This is a genomic window from Klebsiella sp. 1SOBk5mer (assembly GCF_046603115.1).
Taxonomy (GTDB): Bacteria; Pseudomonadota; Gammaproteobacteria; order Enterobacterales; family Enterobacteriaceae; genus Klebsiella; species Klebsiella quasipneumoniae.
This window is the reverse complement of record NZ_JBKIUU010000015.1, coordinates 1-21,871: the sequence shown is the minus strand read 5'-3', so window position 1 is coordinate 21,871 and position 21,871 is coordinate 1. Positions and strand designations below refer to the sequence as shown.

Sequence of the window (21,871 nt, the reverse complement as noted above, 5' to 3'; positions counted from 1 at the left end):
AGTCGGTGATTTGGCTCAAAAACAGACCATTAAACATGCTGTGGGTCAAATTAACTCACCCTTTAGCGGCAAAACCGGCGTGATTTTTTTATCATCAACAGCCACTGTATTAGCCAGGAGCGCGTGATGGATGTGCTAAAAAAAATAGGTACCCGGCTGCTGAACGGCTGGCAGCTCTCCAGGCTGTCGACCTTTGAAGTAGCGGCGCGGCACGAGTCGTTTGCCCTGGCCGCCGACGAGCTGGCGCTCACACCTGGCGCCGTCAGCCACCGGATTAATCAGCTGGAAGCGGAGCTGGGGATCCTGCTCTTTGTCCGCTCGCATCGCAAAGTTGAGCTGACGCGTGAAGGTAAGCGGGTCTACTGGGCGCTGAAGTCGTCGCTGGATGGCCTCAATCAGGAGATCCTCGACATCAAAAACCAGGAGCTCTCCGGCAGTCTGACGGTCTACTCGCGGCCCTCTATCGCCCAGTGCTGGCTGGTGCCGGCTCTGGGAGACTTTACCCGTCGTTACCCGGCCATCTCCCTCACCGTGCTGACCGGCAACGAGAACGTTAACCTGCAGCGGACGGGCATCGATCTGGCGATCTATTTTGATGATGCACCGTCGTCGCAGCTGAGCCACCATTTTCTGATGGATGAGGCGATCGTGCCGGTATGTACGCCGAATTACGCGCACCAGCGGCAGTTAATGTCGAATCCGGGCAATCTGCGCCACTGTACCTTGCTCCACGACCGCCAGGCATGGAGCAACGATTCCGGCACCGATGAGTGGTATAGCTGGGCGCAGCAGTTTGCGGTGGACCTGCCGCCATCGTCGGGCATTGGCTTCGATCGTTCCGATTTAGCGACGATCGCGGCGATGAACCACCTCGGGGTGGCAATGGGGCGTAAGCGGCTGGTGCAGAAGCGGCTGGAGAGCGGGGAGTTGATCGCCCCGTTTGGCGATATGACGCTGAAATGCCACCAGCACTACTATGTGACCACCCTGCCGGGTCGCCAGTGGCCGAAAATCGACGCTTTTATCGAGTGGCTGCATAGTCTGACCTGAAAATGAGCCGGGCTAGCCCGCTGTGATGTTGGACAGGCCGGGTAAGGCGTGAGCCGCCACCCGGCAACATTACGGTACGGCGCCTGATAACCGCCCGGCGGCGCTGCGCTTGCGCGGGCCTACAGACGACAGAACGGTAGGCCGGGTAAGGCGTCAGACGCTATCCGGGGAATGGCCGCCGCGCTTATACCGGCTGCTGATGATGGGTAAAGCGCGAGGCCAGCGGCAGCCAGCACAGCAGAATCAACAGGCCCATCAGCATCATCAGCAGTCCGAGACTGCTCTGACCGGTTTGCGGCATCATTGCTGACAGCCAGGCCAGCACGCCGGAACCGATATTCTGCAAGCCGCCAACCAGCGCCCCGGCGGTACCGGCGAGGAACGGGAATGGCTCCATCGCGCCGCTGGTGGCCAGCGGGAACAGCATGCCGGCGCCAAAGAAGAACAGCGCCGCCGGCACCAGCAGGGTCCAGACGGTCATGACGCCCAGCAGCCCCGGGATCCACATCATCAGACCCGCCAGCAGGCAGCAGATAACCGATTGCCACATCAGGGTCGGGAAACGCTTGTTCGGCCGGCCGGCAAACCAGGCGCCGAAGAAGGCGGCCGGGATCGGCAGAATAAACAGAATACTCACCGCCATGCTGCTCAGGCCGAGCACCGCGCCCATCAGTACGCCGGAACAGGCTTCGAATACCGCAATCCCCGCCAGGCCGCCGATCAGCATGAGCAGGTAACAGTTAAAGGCGCCGGTGCCGAACAGCGTTTTGTAGCTGGCCAGAAGTTTGGTGCGCGGCGCGCCCTCCGGTCGCGTTTCCGGCATCCATTTCGCCATGCTAAAGGTCACCCCTGCGCACAGCACCAGCAGGAAGGCGTAACAGGCGCGCCAGTTCCACAGGGTGTCGAGGATGCCGCCGAGCAGCGGGGCAATCAGCGGGCTGACCAGAATGCCCATATTTAACAGGCTATTGGCATGACGCAGCTGGGCGCCTTCGTACAGATCGCGGGGCAGGGTGCGCGCCATCACGCCGCCGACGCCGGTGCCCATCCCCTGCATGGCGCTGGCGGCGATCAGCACCGGCAGGCTATGGGTGGTAATGGCTACCAGCGTCGCCAGAATAAAAATCGACATCCCGACGAGGATCACCGGGCGGCGACCCACGCGGTCGGAGAGCGGGCCGTAAAACAGCTGTGAAATACCGTAGGTCAGCAGGTAGGCCGCCATTACGCTTTGTACCGCCCCTTCGCGGACGTTCAGCGCGACCGCCATGTCGGCGATGGCCGGAATATAGATGGTCTGCGCCATCTGGCCGACGGCCACCAGCAGTACCAGCATCAACAACAAATTGAAGTTTTTATGCCGTTTCATGTCGATGAATACTTTGTGAGTAAATAAAAATGAAGAATATGTGACTGGCACACCCCGTAAACGATGGAGGAATCTACCATATAAAAATGACATAACAACTGCAAAGTGCCGATTGTTGAGGGAATTCCAGGCAGATTATGTAAACAGGAACGGCAACTAATGTTGCCATTTCAGGCTACGCGAGGCGCAGGAGGATCGCCCCGGCGGCAATCCCGCAGGCGGCGACGATGCGCAGCGGCATCAGTTGCTCTTTCAGGACGATAAACGCGATCAGCGCGCCGAACAAAATGGAGGTTTCACGCAGCGCGGCGACCACCGCCAGCGGCGCCTGGGTCATCGCCCACAGCGCCAGGCCGTAGGAGCCCATGGTGCCGATCCCGCCGAGGATACCTTTTCGCCAGTGCAGGCGCAGATAGCGGCTGGCTTCAGCGCGGCGGGTTATCATTGCCCAACTTAGCAGGCAGAAGCCGTTCATAAAAAAGGTCCACAGGGTGTAGCCCAGCGCCGAGCCCGCCAGCCGGACGCCGGTGCCATCCACCAGCGTATAGCCGGCGATAAAGCAGGCGTTGATCAGCGCCAGCACGATGCCTTTGCGGGAGCTGGCGCGGCCGTTAAAGGCCATCGCCAGAATGGCCAGACAGATGACGCCGATGCCCAGCCAGGCCAGCGGCGACAAACGATCGCCGAGAAACAGCACGCTTATCGCCGCCACCAGCAACGGGGCAGTCCCCCGCATCAGTGGATAGGTCTGGCTCATATCCGACACCTGATAGGTCTTCGCCACCAGCACCGTATACACCACCTGTAACGCGCACGACGCCAGCAGATAGGGGGCGCTGGTCAGCGTGGGCTGCGGGGCAAAGGGCAGCATCACCAGGGCGAGCAGCGCGGCCGAGCCGCTGACGCCGATCGCCGCGTACATTTTATCGCCGCTGGCTTTGACAATAGCGTTCCAGCTGGCGTGCAGCAGGGCGGCGAACAGCAAAATGCAGAATACGGTGAGGGTCATCGCAGACAGGTTCAACAGTGAAGGTCACCGGACTGTAACACGCGCCCGCGCTGCCAGCCAGCGGGGCTACAGCGAACAAAACAGGCGATGCGTCACCCGCGGTTCATCGTACACCGGGCGAAAGCCAAGTCTTTCATAAAAGGGCCAGGCCTGCGCCGGAGCGTGGGTGTTGAGAAAATCGAACCAGGCGCTGGAGTGGGTGATAACCGAGACCAGCAGCTGCTGGCCGATCCCCCGGCGGCGGTAGCGCTCGCTGATGTAGAGGTGGCGAATACGCCCGGCCCGCGGCTGGGGGCTGAAGGGATCGCTATTGATGCCGCATACCCCAACCAGCTGGTGATTCACGAAGGCGCCCAGCAGCGTTTCGCCCGGCGCGGTAAAGCGGTTTTTGCCGCTCTGCCAGTTTTCCGCCAGGCGGCGCAGCATATTGAAATGCTGTTCAAGGCTTTCGGTGCGCAGCGCCGCGAACCCCGGGGCATCCGGCGTCGTGGCGGCAATTAACAGGGGTGGCATAGCTTCCTCCATCAAGTCATCCCGGGACGCCCGGCGGGCGCCTGCAGGGGGGCGGTTTCCCGCCCCCCTCAGGTGCGACTTGAACCTGAATCAGCGGAACTGTTTCAGGACTGCATCAAGTAGTTGCAACACAGCAACCATGAGTTTCAGGATTAAAATAATAATATCCATTCCGCCCATACGCGCGTCTCCTGTGGTTAAGGAGCACAATAAGCTGACGTACCTTTCCGCTGCCCGTTGTCAGCTTATCCCTGCCTGTCGCCGGCGGCGTCGCCCTGGCCTGTGGTGGCTCCTTCCGTGGACGGCTTCCCGGCCCGCCGCCTGCAACGACAGGGGTGCGCAGCGCTGAACCACGCGTTGCCGCGCGGGCCAGTGACTGCACGTTGTTGACGTAACACAGTGTGCTCTCTCGGGGTTAAGGCACTGACGGCACCACCCGTTTCAGCCAGGACTTCGTTGCGCCGGTCAAACTTGCGGCCCCCGAATGGCACACCGTGAACACACCCAGTATAGATAAATACTGTATGGATGAACAGTATTTTTTGGACAAATCCGCCGCGCTATCCCATACTCTATGACAGAGAAAAACCGACCTTAAATTGCGCGAACTGCAGCGATCGCGTATACTTTTGGCGTTGACGTAATACAGTGTGCTTGCGGCTACCACCTGTAACCATGCTGATAAAAACCTCGCTCCGGCGGGGTTTTTTGTTTTCTGCCCTTTTGCGTCGAACTGTGATCTTTCGCGCAAATTTTCGTGGATGAAAATAAATCCATTGTGAAAACGTAAAACCTGTGTTTGTATAAATTCAGCTTATTTTTCGACACAACAGGTCCCTAATGAACGCAACCCTGATCGCTTCGACCCTACTAAAAACCGCGCCAGCCGCGGTGGTCGTCGTGTCTGTGGTGGTCGTCGTCGGCAATGCGCCGTAGGGTCCGGAACAACACGAATTCCAAACCCCGCCGGCGCAAACCGAGCGGGGTTTTTTGTTGGCGAGCCCCCCGGTAAAGTCGGCCCAGAAGAAAAGGACTGGAGCATGGCAAGTTCGGGCACCACATCAAACACAATGCGCTTTACCGGCGCGCAGCTGGTTGTTCATTTACTGGAACGCCAGGGTATCACTATGGTTAGCGGCATTCCGGGCGGCTCCATCCTGCCTATCTACGATGCCTTAAGCCAGAGCACGCAGATCCGCCACATCCTGGCGCGCCACGAGCAGGGCGCGGGCTTTATCGCCCAGGGGATGGCGCGTACCGAAGGCAAACCGGCGGTCTGTATGGCCTGCAGCGGCCCGGGGGCGACGAACCTGGTGACGGCGATCGCCGATGCCCGCCTGGATTCGATTCCGCTGGTCTGCATCACCGGCCAGGTGCCGGCATCGATGATCGGCACCGACGCCTTCCAGGAAGTGGACACCTACGGCATCTCTATCCCCATCACCAAACATAACTATCTGGTGCGCGACATCGCCGAGCTGCCGCAGGTGATCAGCGACGCCTTCCGTATTGCTCAGTCCGGGCGTCCCGGGCCGGTGTGGATAGACATTCCTAAGGACGTACAGTCGGCGACCATTGAGCTGGAAACGCTGCCGGAGCCGGGCGAGCGCGCCGCAGCGCCGGCATTCGCCCCCGAAAGCGTGCGCGAAGCGGCGGCGATGATCAACGCGGCGAAGCGTCCGGTGCTCTATCTGGGCGGCGGGGTAATTAACGCGCCGCAGGAGATCCGTGAGCTGGCGGAAAAAGCCAACCTGCCGACCACCATGACCCTGATGGCGCTGGGCATGCTGCCGAAGGCGCACCCGCTGTCGCTGGGGATGCTGGGCATGCATGGCGCGCGCAGCACCAACTTCATTCTGCAGGAAGCGGATTTACTGATTGTTTTAGGCGCGCGTTTTGATGACCGGGCGATTGGCAAGACCGAGCAGTTCTGCCCGAACGCGAAGATTATCCACGTCGATATCGACCGCGCCGAGCTGGGCAAAATTAAGCAACCGCACGTGGCGATTCAGGGCGATGTGGCGGAAGTCTTAGCCCAGCTGAACCCGCAGGTTGAGGCGCAGCCGCGCGAGGAGTGGCGCCAGCTGGTGGCCGACTTGCAGCGCGAATTCCCCTGCGCCATCCCGCAGGAAAGCGACCCGCTCTCTCATTATGGCCTGATTAACGCCGTGGCCGCCTGCGTGGATGATGAAGCGATCATCACCACCGACGTAGGCCAGCACCAGATGTGGACGGCGCAGGCCTACCCGCTCAACCGTCCGCGCCAGTGGCTGACCTCCGGCGGTCTTGGCACCATGGGCTTCGGCCTGCCGGCGGCGATCGGCGCGGCGCTGGCGAATCCGCAGCGCAAGGTTATCTGCTTCTCCGGCGACGGCAGCCTGATGATGAATATTCAGGAGATGGCCACCGCCGCTGAAAATCAGCTGGATGTAAAAATTATCCTGCTGAACAACGAAGCGCTGGGGCTGGTGCATCAGCAGCAGAGCCTGTTTTATCAGCAGGGGGTTTTTGCCGCCACCTATCCGGGGATGATTAACTTTATGCAGATTGCCGCCGGTTTTGGCCTGCAAACCTGTGATTTAAATAACGAAGCCGATCCGCAGGCAGCGCTGCAGGCGATCATCGACCGTCCGGGGCCGGCGCTGATCCACGTGCGCATCGACGCGCAGCAGAAAGTGTATCCGATGGTACCGCCGGGTGCGGCTAATACTGAAATGGTGGGGGAATAAGCCATGCAAAAACACTGTGATAACGTCATCCTGGAACTCACCGTCCGCAACCACCCCGGCGTCATGACCCACGTCTGCGGGCTTTTTGCCCGCCGCGCGTTTAACGTCGAAGGTATTCTCTGTCTACCGATTCAGGGCAGCGAACACAGCCGCATCTGGCTGCTGGTGAACGACGATCAGCGTCTCGGGCAGATGATTAGTCAGATTGAAAAGCTGGAAGATGTCACCAAAGTGGCGCGTAACCAGTCCGATCCCACCATGTTTAACAAAATTGCGGTGTTCTTCGAGTAAATCGCGCAAGGCTTGAACGGTAAGGTGCTTATGGTTAAGGTAAGCGCCTTTACCGGATGGCGCTGCGCTAATCCGGCCTACGGACACAGCGCTTTGTCGCCTCAGGCACCAGGACCCTATCATGACCACCATCGCCCTTATTGACGATCATTTGATTGTCCGCTCCGGCTTTGCTCAGCTGCTGGGGCTGGAAACAGATTTTCAGGTTGTCGCCGAATTTGGCAGCAGCCGCGAGGCGCTGGCGGGGTTGCCGGGGCGCGGCGTTCAGGTCTGTATCTGCGATATCTCGATGCCGGATATTTCCGGGCTGGAGCTGCTCAGCCAGCTGCCGAAGGGGATGGCGACCATCATGCTGTCGGTGCACGACAGCCCGGCGCTGGTCGAGCAGGCGCTCAACGCCGGCGCGCGCGGCTTTCTGTCGAAACGCTGCAGCCCGGACGAACTTATCGCCGCGGTGCGCACGGTGGCGGCGGGCGGCTGCTATCTCACGCCGGATATCGCCATGAAGCTGGCCGCCGGGCGCCAGGATCCGCTCACCAAACGCGAACGTCAGGTGGCGGAAAAGCTGGCGCAGGGCATGGCGGTAAAAGAGATCGCCGCTGAGCTCGGGCTGTCGCCGAAAACCGTCCACGTTCACCGCGCCAACCTGCTGGAAAAGCTGGGCGTCAGCAATGACGTCGAGCTGGCGCGCCGCATGTTTGACAGCTGGCAATGAAGACCTTACTCCCGCGCCTGCTGTCGGTGATCGGCTGCGCCTTTATCTTCGCCGCCGCCTGGTTTTGTCTGTGGAGCATCAGCCTGCATCTGGTGGAGCGCGCCGATCTGGCGGTGCTGCTGTTCCCCTTCGGCCTGCGGCTGGGGCTGATGCTCCAGTGCCCGCGCGGCTACTGGCCGGTGCTGCTGGGAAGCGAGTGGCTGCTGATCTTCTGGCTGACGCAGGAAGTGGCGCTGGCGCATCCGATAATATTGATGACCGGAAGCCTGCTGACCCTCCTGCCGGTGGCGCTGATCTCGCGATATCGCCAGCAGCGCGACTGGCTGACGCTTCTGCGTCAGGGCGGGGCGTTAATGGCCGCCGCGCTGCTGCAATCGCTGCCCTGGCTGGCGGAGGGGGACGAGGGGCTTAACGCCCTGCTGTTGACGCTCACCGGCGGCCTGACCCTGGCGCCGACCTGTCTGGTGTTCTGGCACTACCTCACCAGCACCGTCTGGCGGCCGCTGGGGCCGTCGCTGGTGGCGCAGCCGGTAAACTGGCGCGGGCGGCATCTGATCTGGTATCTGCTGTTATTCACCATAAGCCTGTGGCTGCAGCTTGGGCTGCCCGCCGAGCTCTCCCGCTTTACCCCGTTTTGCCTCGCGCTGCCGATTATCGCTCTGGCCTGGCACTACGGCTGGCAGGGAGCGCTGATCGCTACGCTGATGAACGCGATCGCCCTGATTGCCAGCCAGACCTGGCACGATCACCCCGTCGATCTCCTGCTTTCGCTGCTGGCGCAGAGCCTCACCGGGCTGCTGCTGGGGGCGGGGATCCAGCGATTGCGCGAGCTGAACCAGTCGCTACAGAGCGAGCTGGCGCGCAATCGGCGGCTGGCGGATCGTCTGCTGGAGACTGAAGAGAGCGTGCGCCGCGACGTTGCCCGCGAGCTCCACGATGATATCGGGCAGACCATCACGGCAATACGCACCCAGGCGGGGATCGTCCAGCGGCTGGCGCCGGACAACGCCAGCGTTCGCCAGAGCGGCCAATTGATTGAACACCTGTCGCTAGGGGTGTATGACTCGGTGCGTCGCCTGCTGGGCCGTCTTCGTCCGCGCCAGCTTGACGACCTGCCGCTGGAGCAGGCGGTACGTTCTCTGATGCGCGAAATGGAGCTGGAGGACCGCGGCATCGTCAGCCATCTCGACTGGCGGATTAACGAGGCGGGGCTGAGTGAAAACCAGCGCGTGACCCTGTTCCGCGTCTGCCAGGAGGGACTGAACAATATCGTCAAGCATGCCAGCGCCAGCGCCGTGACCCTGCAGGGCTGGCAGCAGGAGGAGCGACTGATGCTGGTGCTGGAGGATGACGGCTGCGGCCTGCCGCCGGGCTCCAGCGCGCAGGGGTTCGGTCTGACCGGCATGCGCGAGCGCGTGACCGCCCTGGGGGGCACGCTGACGATCTCCTGCACCCACGGTACCCGGGTGTGCGTCAATCTACCGCTGCGTTACGCCTGAGAGGATCGCCGATGTTCGCCTTTTTAAAAGCCCCGCCGGACGCCGCGCCGATTAGCGATAAACGCGAGCTTGATGCGCGTTATCGCTACTGGCGTCGCCATATCCTGTTGACCATCTGGCTGGGCTACGCGCTGTTCTATTTCACCCGCAAAAGCTTTAACGCCGCGGTTCCTGATATTCTCGCCAGCAACGTGCTGACCCGCAGCGATATCGGGCTGCTGGCCACGCTGTTCTACATCACCTACGGACTGTCGAAATTTTTCTCCGGTATCGTCAGCGACCGCTCCGACGCCCGCTATTTTATGGGGCTGGGGCTTATCGCCACCGGGGTGGTGAATATTCTGTTCGGTTTTTCTTCCTCACTGTGGGCCTTCGCCCTGCTGTGGGCGCTGAACGCCTTCTTCCAGGGGTGGGGCTCGCCGGTCTGCGCCCGGCTGCTGACGGCCTGGTATTCACGCACCGAACGCGGCGGCTGGTGGGCGCTGTGGAATACGGCGCATAACGTTGGCGGCGCGCTGATCCCGATGGTAGTGGGGGCGGCGGCGCTACATTACGGCTGGCGCGCGGGGATGATCATCGCCGGGGGCCTGGCGATCCTCGCCGGATTATACCTGTGCTGGCGGCTGCGGGATCGTCCGCAGGCGGTGGGGCTACCCGCCGTCGGCGACTGGCGTCACGATGCGCTGGAGATTGCCCAGCAGCAGGAGGGCGCCGGACTGACGCGTAAAGAAATCCTCACCCGCTACGTGCTGGCCAACCCCTATATCTGGCTGCTGTCGCTGTGCTATGTGCTGGTGTACGTGGTGCGGGCGGCGATTAACGACTGGGGCAATCTGTATATGTCGGAGACGCTTGGCGTCGATCTGGTGACCGCTAACTCGGCGGTGACCATGTTCGAGCTGGGCGGATTTATCGGCGCGCTGGTGGCGGGGTGGGGCTCGGATAAGCTGTTTAACGGCAATCGCGGGCCGATGAACCTGATCTTCGCCGCCGGAATTTTGCTGTCGGTTGGCGGCCTGTGGCTGATGCCGTTCGCCAGCTACGTGATGCAGGCGGCCTGCTTCTTCACCACCGGTTTCTTCGTCTTCGGCCCGCAGATGCTGATCGGCATGGCGGCGGCGGAGTGTTCGCATAAAGAGGCCGCCGGGGCGGCCACCGGGTTTGTCGGCTTGTTCGCGTATCTTGGCGCGTCGCTTTCCGGCTGGCCGCTGGCGCAGGTAATGGATATCTGGCACTGGACCGGATTCTTCGTGGCGATCGCGATTGCCGCCGGCATTTCCGCGCTGCTGCTGCTGCCTTTCTTAAACGCCCAGGCGCCGCGCGCCGCCAGTGAAGCGTGATGCATCTCACTCTTTCGCCGCGAATGGGGCAAAACTAGGAAATTTTCCCGGTTTCACCTGGACGCCGTCTCAGGCCAGACGGCGCGCTGATTTTTACAATGCCTGGCTATGACGCAGGCATAAAAAATCAGCTCAGGAGATACCCATGCTGGCCTTTCTGAATCAGGTTCGTAAGCCGACCCTGGATCTGCCGCTCGACGTGCGGCGCAAAATGTGGTTCAAACCTTTCATGCAGTCCTATCTGGTGGTCTTCATCGGCTACCTGACCATGTATCTGATCCGCAAGAACTTTAATATTGCGCAGAACGACATGATCTCCACTTACGGGTTGAGCATGACGCAGCTGGGGATGATTGGCCTGGGCTTCTCCATTACCTACGGCGTAGGGAAAACCCTGGTTTCCTACTATGCCGATGGCAAAAACACCAAGCAGTTCCTGCCGTTTATGCTGATCCTCTCCGCCATCTGCATGCTGGGCTTTAGCGCCAGCATGGGCGCGGGTTCCACCAGCCTGTTCCTGATGATCGCCTTCTATGCGCTGAGCGGTTTTTTCCAGAGCACCGGCGGCTCGTGCAGTTATTCCACCATCACCAAGTGGACGCCTCGCCGTAAGCGCGGCACCTTCCTCGGCTTCTGGAATATCTCTCACAACCTCGGCGGCGCCGGCGCGGCGGGCGTGGCGCTGTTTGGCGCCAACTATCTGTTCGACGGCCACGTGATCGGCATGTTTATCTTCCCGTCGATTATTGCGTTAATCGTCGGCTTTATTGGCCTGCGCTATGGTAGCGACTCCCCGGAATCCTATGGCCTCGGCACGGCGGAAGAGCTGTTTGGCGAAGCGATCAGCGAAGAGGATAAAGAGACCGAAGAAAACGCGATGACCAAGTGGCAGATCTTTGTTGAGTACGTGCTGAAAAACAAAGTGATCTGGCTGCTGTGCTTCTCCAACATCTTCCTCTACGTGGTGCGTATTGGTATCGATCAGTGGTCCACCGTGTATGCCTTCCAGGAGCTGAAGCTGTCTAAAGAGGTGGCGATTCAGGGCTTTACCCTGTTTGAAGTCGGCGCCCTGGTTGGCACGCTGCTGTGGGGCTGGCTGTCGGACCTGGCCAACGGCCGCCGCGCGCTGGTGGCCTGCATCGCGCTGGCGCTGATTATCGCCACCCTCGGCGTTTATCAACATGCCAGCAACCAGTACGTCTATCTGGCCTCGCTGTTTGCGCTGGGCTTCCTGGTGTTTGGTCCGCAGCTGCTGATCGGCGTCGCCGCCGTCGGTTTCGTACCGAAAAAAGCGATCGGCGCCGCCGATGGGATCAAGGGCACTTTCGCCTATCTGATCGGCGATAGCTTCGCCAAGCTGGGCCTGGGGATGATCGCCGACGGCACGCCGGTCTTCGGTCTCACCGGCTGGGCCGGCACCTTTGCGGCGCTGGACGCCGCCGCCATCGGCTGTATCTGCCTGATGGCCATCGTGGCTATCTTCGAAGAGCGTAAAATTCGCCGCGAGAAAAAGAATCGCATTTTGCAGACCGCCTGATTCACCAGGTATTGGGTAACCTTGCCCGGCCTTCGCGCCGGGCTTTTTTATTTCTTGCGCATTATGCCAGGTCCGGCAGTCGACAGCAGGCAAATTCCCATTATGATAGTCAGGCTGCGATTGGATGAGAGGATGCATGATCTGGATAGGACTGGCCACCCTGGTAGTGGTGTTTGTTGTGGGATTTCGGGTGCTTACCTCTGATTCACGCCGCGCGATCCGCCGCCTGAGTGAACGCCTTGGCATTACGCCCGTCCCGCTGGAATCGATGATCGATCAACTGGGTAAAACCGCCGGCAATGAGTATTTGCGTTACCTGGAACGGCCGAATGAAGCGCATCTGCAGAATGCCGCGCAGGTGCTGCTGATCTGGCAGGTTGCGATTGTCGACGCCAGCGAAAAAAACCTGCATTACTGGTATCGCCTGATGCAAAAAGCGCGTTTAGCGGCGCCGATCACCGACGCGCAAATCCGCCTTGCGCAAGGGTTTCTGCGCGAGCTGGATCCGGATGTGAGCGATTTGCATAACCTTCAGCAGCGCTATAACGACCTGTTTCTCCCGGAAGACGGCGTGCACTGGTTGCACTGATATCATTGTTATCCGGCCTGTGGTTCAAAACCATATCTCCCTTACGTTCCTTGTAGGCCGGATAAGCGTAAGCGCCATCCGGCAGAATAACTACAGTAGGATTTTCAGGCCGTGTTTTTGTACGACGCTAAGCAATTTTAATGACATTCCGCTCGGTCGTTTAGCGCCAGTCTCCCATTTTTGCACGGTAGACACACTGGTATTCAGATAACGAGCGAACACGGGTTGGCTAACATTGAGTTGTTCACGTAGCGCTTTAATTTCAATGGGTTGAAGTGCGGCTACGCTACCGAGACATGATTCATCAAAATGGCGCATTGTTTCCTGTGGGATTGCGCCAACGCTGAATAGCCCCGACGCAGCGCTATGGATCGCTTCGAAAGCCGGGCTTTTGTATTTATTTTTTGCTGTCATCGCAAATCTCCACCAATTCTTTACTTTTAACTAAGGCCGTCGTTTTCTCTTCAGAGAGATTGGCATAGTGTTTTGCTAACTCACGAAACCCCATTAATTCGCGATGGTTGATATTGGCCATATCCTGTTTGGCATATAGAAAGGTATAAAACCAATACCCTGCGCTTTTGGTAAGGATGATTGCGCGATCGCGATTCTTGTTGAGTCGCTTTTTATAAACCCCTCCTCCTAAATCAACCACTTTGCCCTGAAGCGCAGATTGAATTGCCTGATAGAGCTCGTCGTCGGAAATGCCATGAGAGCTAGCCTCTCTGGCGAACCATTTGGTTTTAAAGATACGCATTGCTGACATCCTGTCGTTAAAAGTATAGCACATAGTGCTACATTAAATTCTCCTGAGATTTGTTAAAGCGATAGCAAGCATCGTTTTTTTAAACATGCGAGCAGCTACGCATCCTCTTATGAAAAGCGAGAAGAGTTGCGAAAACGTTAAATGCGTCACAAACAAAATGTTACACTGCGCAGCTTTCCGCCACTTTCTTCGCAGGTCACTCATGAGTCATTCAAATGAAGCCAAAACCCACGCACGCGAGCTCGCGCGACCAAACTGGTCGGCAGTTTTCGCGGTTGCTTTCTGCGTCGCCTGCCTGATTACCGTCGAATTTCTACCGGTCAGTCTGCTGACGCCGATGGCGCTGGATTTAGGCATCTCCGAAGGGATGGCCGGGCAGTCGGTGACGACGACGGCGTTCGTCGCGATGTTTTCCAGCCTGTTTATCACCTCCGTCATTGGCAAAACCGATCGCCGCTACGTGGTGATCCTCTTTTCGCTGCTGCTGACCCTTTCCTGCCTGTTGGTGTCCTTTGCCGATAGCTTCACCCTGCTGCTGCTGGGACGCGCCTGTCTGGGGCTAGCGCTCGGCGGTTTCTGGGCGATGTCAGCCTCGCTGACCATGCGTCTGGTGCCGATGCGCGTGGTGCCGAAAGCGCTGTCGATTATCTTCGGCGCGGTATCCATCGCGCTGGTGATCGCCGCCCCGTTGGGCAGTTTCCTTGGCGGGCTTATCGGCTGGCGCAACGTGTTTAACGGCGCGGCGGTGATGGGCGTGCTGTGTACGATCTGGGTGTTGAAAGCGCTGCCGTCGCTGCCGGGTGAATCGGCAGCTCAGCAGCAAAAAATGTTTGGCCTGCTGAAGCGGCCGGGGGTGATGGCCGGCATGTGCGCCATTTTCATGGCTTTTGCCGGACAGTTCGCCTTCTTTACCTATATTCGCCCGGTGTACATGACCCTCGCCGGGTTTGATGTCGATGGCCTGACGCTGGTGCTGCTGAGCTTTGGTATCGCCAGCTTCATCGGCACGTCGCTCTCCTCGGTGCTGCTCAAACGCTCAGTGAAAGCGGCGCTGGCGATTGCGCCGCTGGTGCTGACCGCCTGCGCGGCGGCGCTGGTGCTGTGGGGGGAAAGCAAAATCGTCGCCTCGACGGTGGCGATCATCTGGGGCTTCGCGTTCGCCTTGATCCCGGTGGGGTGGTCAACGTGGATCACCCGTTCCCTCTCCGATCAGGCGGAAAAAGCCGGGTCGATTCAGGTGGCGGTGATCCAGCTGGCCAACACCTGCGGCGCCGCTGTCGGCGGCATTGCGCTTGACCATTTAGGCCTGCTGTCGCCGCTGGTGTTGTCAGGGGTATTGATGCTGTTTACCGGCCTGCTGGTGGCGGCCAAAGTGAAGGTGAATTCACCCGCTTAAGGACGCTCGCCTTTTGCCAGCCGGGCGTTGATGTCGACAATCACCCCCGGCAGGTCCGCCAGGGTATCAACCACATAATGCGCCCCGGCGGCATACAGCTTGCCTGCCGCCCGCTCGCGACGGGTGGCGATTTCCTCTTTCGACATCGCCTGATACGCCTCCCAGGTGGCGCCAAATTCATTTCCCGACACCGCCAGGCCGACGCTCCACATCCCGGCATGTAACCCTTCGCTGATGCCCGGCGCGGCATCGTCGACCTTCACGCAGTGGGCCACATCGTCTATGCCCAGGGCAATCACGTTCTGCAGCGCCATCCACGGCCCGGGACGCCCGCCGGCGGCAAGGTCATCGGTGGCGACCCAGTGGTCCGGGGCATAGCCCTGGGCGGCAGCGGCTGGAACCAGTTTTTCCATCACCGGGCGCGGATAGCCCGAGCAGGAGCCGATCTTCAGTCCGTCGGCGCGCAGCGCGGCGAGGGTGTCGACCACGCCGGCGATCGGAGCGGAAAAATCGACAACCTTAGCGATTTGCAGCGGCATAAACGCGGCGTAGATCGCATCGATATCAGCGGCCGTCATCGCCCGGCCAAATTTCGCCTGCCAGCGGCTGTCGACCGACGGCAGTTTGCCCAGCGCCTCAATGTGCTGCCATTTGCCAAGCCCCATCGGTACGCGGGCCTCTTCAAGGGTGATCTCAATATCGAAGGCCTGGCGGAAGGCCTCGACGAAAATTTGCGTCGGCGCGAAGGAGCCGAAGTCCACGGTGGTGCCGGCCCAGTCGAGAATGAGTGCGGTGATACGGTTCATGGCGGTTCCTTATTGTTTCCAGTACATGGCGTTGTCGATGGCCGCCAGCAGGGCGGTGATGTCGGCGTCGTAGACTTCGCCGATGTTGCCGATGCGGAAGCAATCGCTTTGCGACACTTTGCCGGGATAGATAACGAAGCCCTGATCTTTCAGCTTCTGGTAGAAGGTGTGAAAGCGATACTGCGGCGCATCCGGTGAATAAAAGGCGGTAATGATCGGCGAGTGCAGGCTGTCGTCGAGCAGCGGCCGGAAGCCGAGCGCGCGCATTCCGGCTACCAGTCGGCGCTGATTGCGGGTATAGCGCTGATGGCGGGCGCTGACGCCGCCCTCCTGGGCCAGCTCTTTCAGCGCCTGGGCGAAGGCCAGCACGGTATGGGTCGGCGAGGTGAAGCGCCACTTGCCGTGGTTATCCTCCATACAGCGCCACTGGGCGTAAAGATCCAGCGACAGCGAGCGCGAGCGGCCTTTGCAGGCGGCCAGCTCCGATTCGCGGGCGATGACGAAGGCGAAGCCCGGCACGCCCTGAATGCACTTGTTGGCAGAGCTTATCAGGTAGTCAATATTCAGCGCGGCGATATCCAGCGGAATGCCGCCGAAGCTGCTCATCGCATCGACGATATAGCGTTTGCCATACTCTTTCGCCAGCGCGGCCACCTCTTCAATCGGGTTGAGCATCCCGGTGGTGGTTTCGCTATGCACCATCGCGATATGGGTGATCGCCGGGTCATCCCGCAGGATCCGCGCGATCGCCGCGGCGTCCGGGCGGGCGACTTCGCCGCAGTCGTAAGGGTGGAAGGCGATACCCATCCGCTGCGCCATCTCAATCATGCGCGCGCCATAGGCGCCATTGCTGACGATCAGCACTTTGCCCTGTTCGCCGATGACGCTGCCGAGCACCGCTTCGACCGCGTAGCTGCCGCTGCCCTGCAGCAGCACCGCCGTATACCCGGCGGCCGGGGTGGCCAGCTGCACCAGCTGCTGACGAATGGTCTGTACCACGCCGAGATTGTAATCATCATCCCAGGTGCAGCTATCGAATAACATCGCCTCTTTCACTGTGCGGGAGGTGGTTAGCGGGCCGGGGGTCAGCAGCAGGTAGTTTCGTGAAGTCATTTGTCTCACCATTGGTATATACCAGATTGGTATTTATCATGGAGACAAAGCCGGGGCAGGGTCAAAGGAAATGTGGCGCTGCAACAAAAAATTCATCTGGCTATGTATAATGAGCGCACCAAAAGTGGCAGCGAGTAAACATGAAATCACCCTCTGGCGAGATGCCGCAATACCTGATGATTAAGGCGCAGCTGCAGGCGCGTATTCAAAACGGCGCCCTCAAAAGCGGCGATAAATTGCCTTCCGAGCGCGAGCTGTGCGCGTTGTTCAACACGACCCGTATCACCGTGCGCGAGAGCCTGGCGCAGCTGGAGGCCAGCGGCGTGATCTACCGCGCCGACCGCCGCGGCTGGTTTGTGACGCCGGAGCGGCTGTGGCTGGATCCGACGCAGAACACCAACTTCCACAAGCTGTGTCTCGAGCAGGGACGTGAGCCGAAAACGGTGCTGCTTGATGGCCGGTTATCCGCCGTGCCGCTGGATGTGATGGCGCCGCTGGCGCTGCAGCCCTTCGATCAGGTCTACCTGCTGACCCGTCTGCGCTATGCCGACGGGCGTCCGGTGTGCTATTGCGAAAACCACTGCCTGCCGGCCCGGGTGCCGGAGCTGCTGCGCCACGATCTCAACGGCAGTCTGACCGAGATTTATCAGAGCCAGTACGACCTGATCTATACCAGTATGCATTTGTCGTTTTATCCCACCTCCATGCCGCCGCAGGCCGCAGCGGCGTTGGGGGTGATGGAGGGGCGCCCGGCGCTGCTGCTGCGCAGGCTGAATTACGATCAGCACGGGCGTATTCTTGACTACGATATCGAATACTGGCGGCATGACAGCCTACGGATCGAAGTCGATACCCATTGATTTTATTGCATTAATCCTTCCCGTGTCCCCGGTGGCGTCAGCGTTAACCGGGGCTATGCCTCCCCTCGTTTTAACTCTTTCGACACACTTCTTTCATCGTTTTGTCATAAACCCCCGGTAGCGTGAAGGCAAATCTGGTCTACACCAGAATAACTAACTGCGATGAGGCTAACACGATGAAACTCTCCCGACTTGCCCTGCTGTCCCTGTTCGCGCTGACCAGCTCCCCGGTTTGGGCGGACGGCGTCGTCACGGTTTACTCCGCCGACGGCCTGCATGACGGCGATAACAGCTGGTATCAGAGCCAGTTCGACGCCTTCACCAAAGCGACGGGCATCAAAGTGCAGTATGTGGAAGGCGGCTCCGGCGCGATTGTCGAGCGTCTGGCGAAGGAGCGCACCAATCCGCAGGCCGACGTACTGGTCACGGTGCCGCCGTTTATCCAGCGCGCCGCGAAAGAGCAGCTGCTGGCCACCTTTACTCCACAGGGCAGCGCGCAGATCCCTGGCGCCAACGACCGCTATTCGCCGCTGGTGAACAACTATCTGACCTTCATCTATAACGGTCAGTTGCTGAAAACCGCGCCGGCCAGCTGGCAGGATCTGCTGGATAGCCGCTTTAAGAATAAGCTGCAGTATTCCACGCCGGGCCAGGCGGGGGACGGCACCGCGGTGATGCTGCAGGCCTTCCACAGCCTTGGCGGTAAAGACGCTGGCTTTGCCTATCTTGGCAAGCTCCAGGCCAATAACGTCGGCCCATCGGCCTCCACCGGCAAGCTGACGGCGCTGGTCAACAAAGGCGAGCTGTACGTCGCCAACGGCGATCTGCAGATGAACCTGTCGCAGATGGCGCGTAACCCGAACGTTAAAATTTTCTGGCCGGCGGATGATAACGGCGAGCGCAGCGCGCTGGCGCTGCCCTACACCATCGGGCTGGTGCAGAACGGGCCGAACAGCGAAAACGGCAAAAAGCTGATTAATTTCCTGCTGGATAAACCGGCGCAATCCAGCGTCAGCGCGCGCTCCTGGGGCTTACCGGTACGCAACGACGTGGCGCCGGATGACGCTAACTTTAAGGCGGCGCAGGCGGCGCTCGACGGCGTGAAGCGCTGGGAACCCAACTGGGACGACGTTGCGCTTTCTCTCTCGGCGGATATCGCCCGCTGGCATAAAGTGACCGATAGCGAGTAAGCCTGATGTTAATGAAAACGACCGTCACGCCTTCCCCGTCGCTGGCGGGGACTTCCGGGATCACCCTGGACTCGCTGCGTGTTTCCTACCACGGCAACGTGGTCTTAAAACCGCTGTCATTGACCATTGAACCCGGTGAGGTGCTGGCGCTGATTGGCCCTTCCGGTTCCGGGAAAACCACCGTGCTGCGGGCGATTGCCGGATTTGTGCAACCGGCTGGCGGGCGGATCCTGATCGGCGACACGGACGTCACCCACCTGCCGCCTTACCAGCGCGGGCTGGCGATGGTGGTGCAGAACTACGCGCTGTTCCCCCATATGAAGGTGGAAGACAACGTCGCCTTCGGCCTGCGGGCGCAAAAGCAGCCCAGGGCGCTGATCGCCGGGCGGGTGACTGAAGCCTTAAAAATCGTTGGTATGGCGGACTACGCCACCCGCTATCCGCATCAGCTTTCCGGCGGCCAGCAGCAGCGCGTCGCGATAGCCCGCGCCATTGCCGTGCGTCCTCGGGTGTTGTTGCTTGATGAACCGCTGTCGGCGCTGGATGCGCAAATTCGTCATAACATGGTGGAAGAGATTGCCCGTCTGCACCGCGAACTGCCGGAGCTGACCATCCTCTACGTCACCCACGATCAGACCGAAGCGCTCACTCTGGCGGATAAAATCGGCATTATGAAAGACGGGTCGCTGATCGCCCATGGCGAAACGCACGAGCTGTACCACTATCCGCCGAACCGCTTTAGCGCCGAATTCCTCGGCCGCGCCAATATCCTGCAGGCGACGGCGCTGACCGATAGTCTTCAGCCGGGTCTGGTTAACGTGAGCTGCGGCGGCGGCCTGGTTAACGCCTTCAGCCGGGGCGGGCTGCATGGCAACAACAAGCTGTTATGCATTCGCCCGCAGCATATGAGCCTGGCGCCGCGATCGGCAACCAGTAATCGCCTCAACGCCACCCTGACTTCGGTACACTGGCAGGGCGATCTGACGCATCTGCTGTGCGACGTCGCGGGCGAAGCGGTGCGGATCGTCATGACTCACGTCAACCCCCTGCCGCGCGCGGGCGACAAGCTGGCGCTCTACTTCGAACCTGGCGATGCGGTTCTGATCGAGGAGCAATGATGGCGCAAACCTTAATCCTTACGCGCCCGGCGCGAAACCTGCGCCCTTACCTGTGGCTGGCGTTGCCGCTATTGGTGCTGGCGACGCTGTTTTTCTATCCGCTGTTGCTGATCGCCGAACAGGCGCTGCGCGACGCCAGCGGCGATCTGAGCCTCGAAACCTTCTGGCAGGTGATTGACTCAAAACGCTTTATTGGCGCGCTGCTCAATACCTTACAGATTGCGGTGTTCGCTACCCTTGGCTGCCTGGTGCTCGGCAGCGTTTTGGCGCTGATTCTGGTTTTTATTCCGTTCCCCGGCAGCCAGCTGATTTGCCGGGTGATCGATACTTTTATTGCGCTGCCGACCTTCCTTATCACTCTTGCGTTCACCTTTATTTACGGCTCGGCGGGGCTGCTCAACGGCGCCCTGATGGCGCTGTTCGCCTTTGAACTGCCGCCGGTGGACTTCCTCTATTCGATTAACGGCGTGATCCTGGCGGAGATCACCGTCTTTACGCCGCTGGTGATGCGCCCGTTGATGGCCGGACTGCGGCAGATCGATAAGAGTCAGCTGGAAGCGGCGAGTATTCTTGGCGCTCACCCGCTGCGGGTGATGACCCAGGTTATCTTCCCGGCGGCGCTGCCGGCGCTGATGGCGGGGGGCAGCCTGTGCCTGCTGTTGACCACTAACGAGTTCGGTATCGTGCTGTTTATCGGCGCCAAAGGGGTCAATACCCTGCCGATGATGGTCTACAGCAAGGCGATTCTGGAGTCGGATTACAGCGTGGCCTGCATGATCGCGCTGATGAATATTCTGCTGTCGCTGGGGCTGTTTATGCTCTATCGGCTGGCGGCGGCGCGCACTGGCGTAAGGAGTTAACGATGTTGATTTGGTCGCGTAAAGGCCGCGCGGCGGCGGGCGCGCTGGCGGTGACGCTCTTTGCCGGCATCTTCCTGCTGCCGCTGGCGGTGATTTTGCTCTCCAGCCTGAGCCAGCAGTGGAACGGCCTGCTGCCCACCGGCTTTACCTTTGCCCACTTTGTTAACGCTTTTCGCGGCGCGGCGTGGGATTCGCTGTTTTCCAGCCTGATGGTGGGCTTCTGCGCCAGCCTGCTGGCGCTGCTGTGCGGGATGTGGGCGGCGCTGGCGCTACGCCAGACGGGCGCGAAGCTGCAGAAATATCTTGGGTTGATGTTTTATCTGCCCAGCGCCATCCCCTCGGTTTCAGTGGGACTGGGCATTCTGGTGGCCTTCAGCCAGGGGCCGCTGCAGATGAATGGCACCTTCTTTATCGTCCTTGCAGCGCATTTCGTGCTGATCTCGGCCTTTACCTTCAGCAACGTGACCACCGGGCTGGCGCGAATTTCCGCTGATATTGAAAACGTCGCCTCCAGCCTGGGCGCTTCCCCGTGGTACCGCCTGCGCCATGTGACGCTGCCGCTGATGACGCCATGGATGATCTCGGCGCTGGCGCTGAGCTTATCGCTGTCGATGGGGGAGTTGGGAGCGACGGTGATGATCTATCCGCCGGGCTGGACCACCCTGCCGGTGACCATTTTCAGCCTGACCGATCGCGGTAATATCGCCGATGGCTCGGCGCTGACCATCGTGCTGGTGGGCGTCACGCTGCTGTTGATGATGAAGCTGGAGCGCATCGCCCGTCGTTTGTGTCAGAGATAAAGAGTGGATGTCGTCATGCGGAGCTGGCGCCTGACCGCCCGGCGGCGCTGCGCTTGCGCGGGCCTACGGGGGGATCCCGCAGGCCTCCTCAGGAACGTAGGCCGGATAAGGCATTGATGCGGCCATCCGGCACAACCACAGGTATGGAGCTTGAAGTGTCCTGCCCGGCGGCGCTGCGCTTGCGCGGGCCTACAGGGGGAGCCCGCAGGAAGGAACGTAGGCCGGATAAGGCATGTATGCCGCCATCCGGCATAAATGGAGCGCACCAGTCGTAGCCCGGCTAAGCGTAGCGCCAGCCGGGAACGCTCCTTCGACAACGCT

General features: G+C 60.2%; 24 protein-coding genes. 15 read left to right on the top strand and 9 right to left on the bottom strand.

The window, feature by feature from the left end:
- Window positions 1-126: 126 nt before the first annotated feature.
- Window positions 127-1,050, top strand: a complete 924-nt coding sequence (dsdC, locus tag ACLH1U_RS22885) for a DNA-binding transcriptional regulator DsdC (protein WP_065805556.1) — start codon at window positions 127-129, stop codon at window positions 1,048-1,050.
- Between the two features lie 184 nt (window positions 1,051-1,234).
- Here the strand turns inward: dsdC and emrD are convergent, their stop codons facing one another.
- The 5 genes from emrD to ACLH1U_RS22860 form a co-directional block, all read right to left on the bottom strand.
- Window positions 1,235-2,419: a multidrug efflux MFS transporter EmrD gene (gene emrD / locus ACLH1U_RS22880; protein ID WP_194859890.1), complete on the bottom strand. Its 1,185-nt coding sequence runs from the start codon at window positions 2,417-2,419 to the stop codon at window positions 1,235-1,237.
- 175 nt (window positions 2,420-2,594) lie between these two features.
- On the bottom strand, window positions 2,595-3,428 hold the full coding sequence (locus ACLH1U_RS22875) for a DMT family transporter (protein WP_032454417.1): 834 nt from the start codon (window positions 3,426-3,428) through the stop codon (window positions 2,595-2,597).
- 66 nt (window positions 3,429-3,494) lie between these two features.
- Window positions 3,495-3,941 (bottom strand): GNAT family N-acetyltransferase, encoded by a 447-nt coding sequence (locus ACLH1U_RS22870; RefSeq protein WP_004202251.1) that lies wholly within the window; start codon window positions 3,939-3,941, stop codon window positions 3,495-3,497.
- A gap of 90 nt (window positions 3,942-4,031) precedes the next feature.
- The gene (gene tisB, locus ACLH1U_RS22865) at window positions 4,032-4,151 is read right to left on the bottom strand and encodes a type I toxin-antitoxin system toxin TisB (protein ID WP_004145059.1); all 120 of its coding nucleotides are present in this window, start codon (window positions 4,149-4,151) and stop codon (window positions 4,032-4,034) included.
- A 450-nt stretch (window positions 4,152-4,601) separates the two neighbouring features.
- The gene (locus tag ACLH1U_RS22860) at window positions 4,602-4,769 is read right to left on the bottom strand and encodes a hypothetical protein (RefSeq protein WP_168381024.1); all 168 of its coding nucleotides are present in this window, start codon (window positions 4,767-4,769) and stop codon (window positions 4,602-4,604) included.
- Window positions 4,770-4,781: 12 nt separating this feature from the next.
- Here ACLH1U_RS22860 and ivbL point away from each other — a divergent pair, with 12 nt between their 5' ends.
- The 8 genes from ivbL (at window position 4,782) to ACLH1U_RS22820 (ending at window position 12,641) form a co-directional block, all read left to right on the top strand.
- Window positions 4,782-4,877, top strand: coding sequence for an ilvB operon leader peptide IvbL (gene ivbL / locus ACLH1U_RS22855; protein ID WP_002923286.1), 96 nt, complete (start codon window positions 4,782-4,784; stop codon window positions 4,875-4,877).
- Between the two features lie 104 nt (window positions 4,878-4,981).
- Window positions 4,982-6,670, top strand: a complete 1,689-nt coding sequence (ilvB, locus tag ACLH1U_RS22850; RefSeq protein WP_023291439.1) for an acetolactate synthase large subunit — start codon at window positions 4,982-4,984, stop codon at window positions 6,668-6,670.
- A gap of 3 nt (window positions 6,671-6,673) precedes the next feature.
- A complete protein-coding gene (gene ilvN, locus ACLH1U_RS22845) occupies window positions 6,674-6,961 on the top strand; it encodes an acetolactate synthase small subunit (protein ID WP_017899675.1) in 288 nt (95 codons plus the stop codon).
- A 121-nt stretch (window positions 6,962-7,082) separates the two neighbouring features.
- On the top strand, window positions 7,083-7,676 hold the full coding sequence (uhpA, locus tag ACLH1U_RS22840) for a transcriptional regulator UhpA (protein ID WP_105491091.1): 594 nt from the start codon (window positions 7,083-7,085) through the stop codon (window positions 7,674-7,676).
- A 17-nt stretch (window positions 7,677-7,693) separates the two neighbouring features.
- The gene (uhpB, locus tag ACLH1U_RS22835) at window positions 7,694-9,175 is read left to right on the top strand and encodes a signal transduction histidine-protein kinase/phosphatase UhpB (RefSeq protein WP_072199062.1); all 1,482 of its coding nucleotides are present in this window, start codon (window positions 7,694-7,696) and stop codon (window positions 9,173-9,175) included.
- A gap of 11 nt (window positions 9,176-9,186) precedes the next feature.
- Window positions 9,187-10,515 (top strand): MFS transporter, encoded by a 1,329-nt coding sequence (locus ACLH1U_RS22830; protein ID WP_023291436.1) that lies wholly within the window; start codon window positions 9,187-9,189, stop codon window positions 10,513-10,515.
- Window positions 10,516-10,660: 145 nt separating this feature from the next.
- Window positions 10,661-12,052, top strand: a complete 1,392-nt coding sequence (gene uhpT / locus ACLH1U_RS22825; protein ID WP_004202242.1) for a hexose-6-phosphate:phosphate antiporter — start codon at window positions 10,661-10,663, stop codon at window positions 12,050-12,052.
- Between the two features lie 136 nt (window positions 12,053-12,188).
- Entirely contained in the window at window positions 12,189-12,641 is a 453-nt protein-coding gene (locus ACLH1U_RS22820; protein ID WP_004901545.1) for a DUF1198 family protein, read from the top strand.
- 90 nt (window positions 12,642-12,731) lie between these two features.
- Here ACLH1U_RS22820 and ACLH1U_RS22815 read toward each other — a convergent pair whose 3' ends face one another.
- Complete coding sequence (locus ACLH1U_RS22815; RefSeq protein ID WP_004173862.1) at window positions 12,732-13,055, bottom strand: helix-turn-helix domain-containing protein; 324 nt, start codon at window positions 13,053-13,055, stop codon at window positions 12,732-12,734.
- Window positions 13,039-13,398 (bottom strand): type II toxin-antitoxin system RelE/ParE family toxin, encoded by a 360-nt coding sequence (locus ACLH1U_RS22810; RefSeq protein WP_032454415.1) that lies wholly within the window; start codon window positions 13,396-13,398, stop codon window positions 13,039-13,041. Before ACLH1U_RS22810 ends, ACLH1U_RS22815 begins: the two co-directional genes overlap by 17 nt.
- Before the next feature lie 211 nt (window positions 13,399-13,609).
- On the opposite strand from ACLH1U_RS22810, the gene nepI reads away from it, so the two are divergent.
- Window positions 13,610-14,803, top strand: a complete 1,194-nt coding sequence (gene nepI / locus ACLH1U_RS22805; protein ID WP_032454414.1) for a purine ribonucleoside efflux pump NepI — start codon at window positions 13,610-13,612, stop codon at window positions 14,801-14,803.
- On the opposite strand, the gene phnX is transcribed toward nepI, so the two are convergent.
- Together phnX and phnW are read right to left on the bottom strand one after the other, a co-directional pair.
- Window positions 14,800-15,609, bottom strand: a complete 810-nt coding sequence (phnX, locus tag ACLH1U_RS22800) for a phosphonoacetaldehyde hydrolase (RefSeq protein WP_072421456.1) — start codon at window positions 15,607-15,609, stop codon at window positions 14,800-14,802. The genes nepI and phnX overlap by 4 nt on opposite strands.
- 9 nt (window positions 15,610-15,618) lie before the next feature.
- Window positions 15,619-16,722, bottom strand: a complete 1,104-nt coding sequence (gene phnW, locus ACLH1U_RS22795; RefSeq protein WP_044525082.1) for a 2-aminoethylphosphonate--pyruvate transaminase — start codon at window positions 16,720-16,722, stop codon at window positions 15,619-15,621.
- 140 nt (window positions 16,723-16,862) lie between these two features.
- On the opposite strand from phnW, the gene phnR reads away from it, so the two are divergent.
- From phnR to phnV, 5 genes are all read left to right on the top strand, one after another.
- Window positions 16,863-17,582: a phosphonate utilization transcriptional regulator PhnR gene (gene phnR, locus ACLH1U_RS22790; RefSeq protein ID WP_023291430.1), complete on the top strand. Its 720-nt coding sequence runs from the start codon at window positions 16,863-16,865 to the stop codon at window positions 17,580-17,582.
- 176 nt (window positions 17,583-17,758) lie between these two features.
- Window positions 17,759-18,772: a 2-aminoethylphosphonate ABC transporter substrate-binding protein gene (phnS, locus tag ACLH1U_RS22785; RefSeq protein ID WP_023291429.1), complete on the top strand. Its 1,014-nt coding sequence runs from the start codon at window positions 17,759-17,761 to the stop codon at window positions 18,770-18,772.
- Between the two features lie 5 nt (window positions 18,773-18,777).
- Window positions 18,778-19,890, top strand: a complete 1,113-nt coding sequence (gene phnT / locus ACLH1U_RS22780; protein ID WP_032454410.1) for a 2-aminoethylphosphonate ABC transport system ATP-binding subunit PhnT — start codon at window positions 18,778-18,780, stop codon at window positions 19,888-19,890.
- Complete coding sequence (gene phnU, locus ACLH1U_RS22775; protein ID WP_105491089.1) at window positions 19,890-20,750, top strand: 2-aminoethylphosphonate ABC transporter permease subunit; 861 nt, start codon at window positions 19,890-19,892, stop codon at window positions 20,748-20,750. Before phnT ends, phnU begins: the two co-directional genes overlap by 1 nt.
- Window positions 20,751-20,752: 2 nt before the next feature.
- The gene (gene phnV, locus ACLH1U_RS22770) at window positions 20,753-21,550 is read left to right on the top strand and encodes a 2-aminoethylphosphonate ABC transport system, membrane component PhnV (RefSeq protein WP_032454408.1); all 798 of its coding nucleotides are present in this window, start codon (window positions 20,753-20,755) and stop codon (window positions 21,548-21,550) included.
- The last annotated feature ends 321 nt before the right edge of the window (window positions 21,551-21,871 follow it).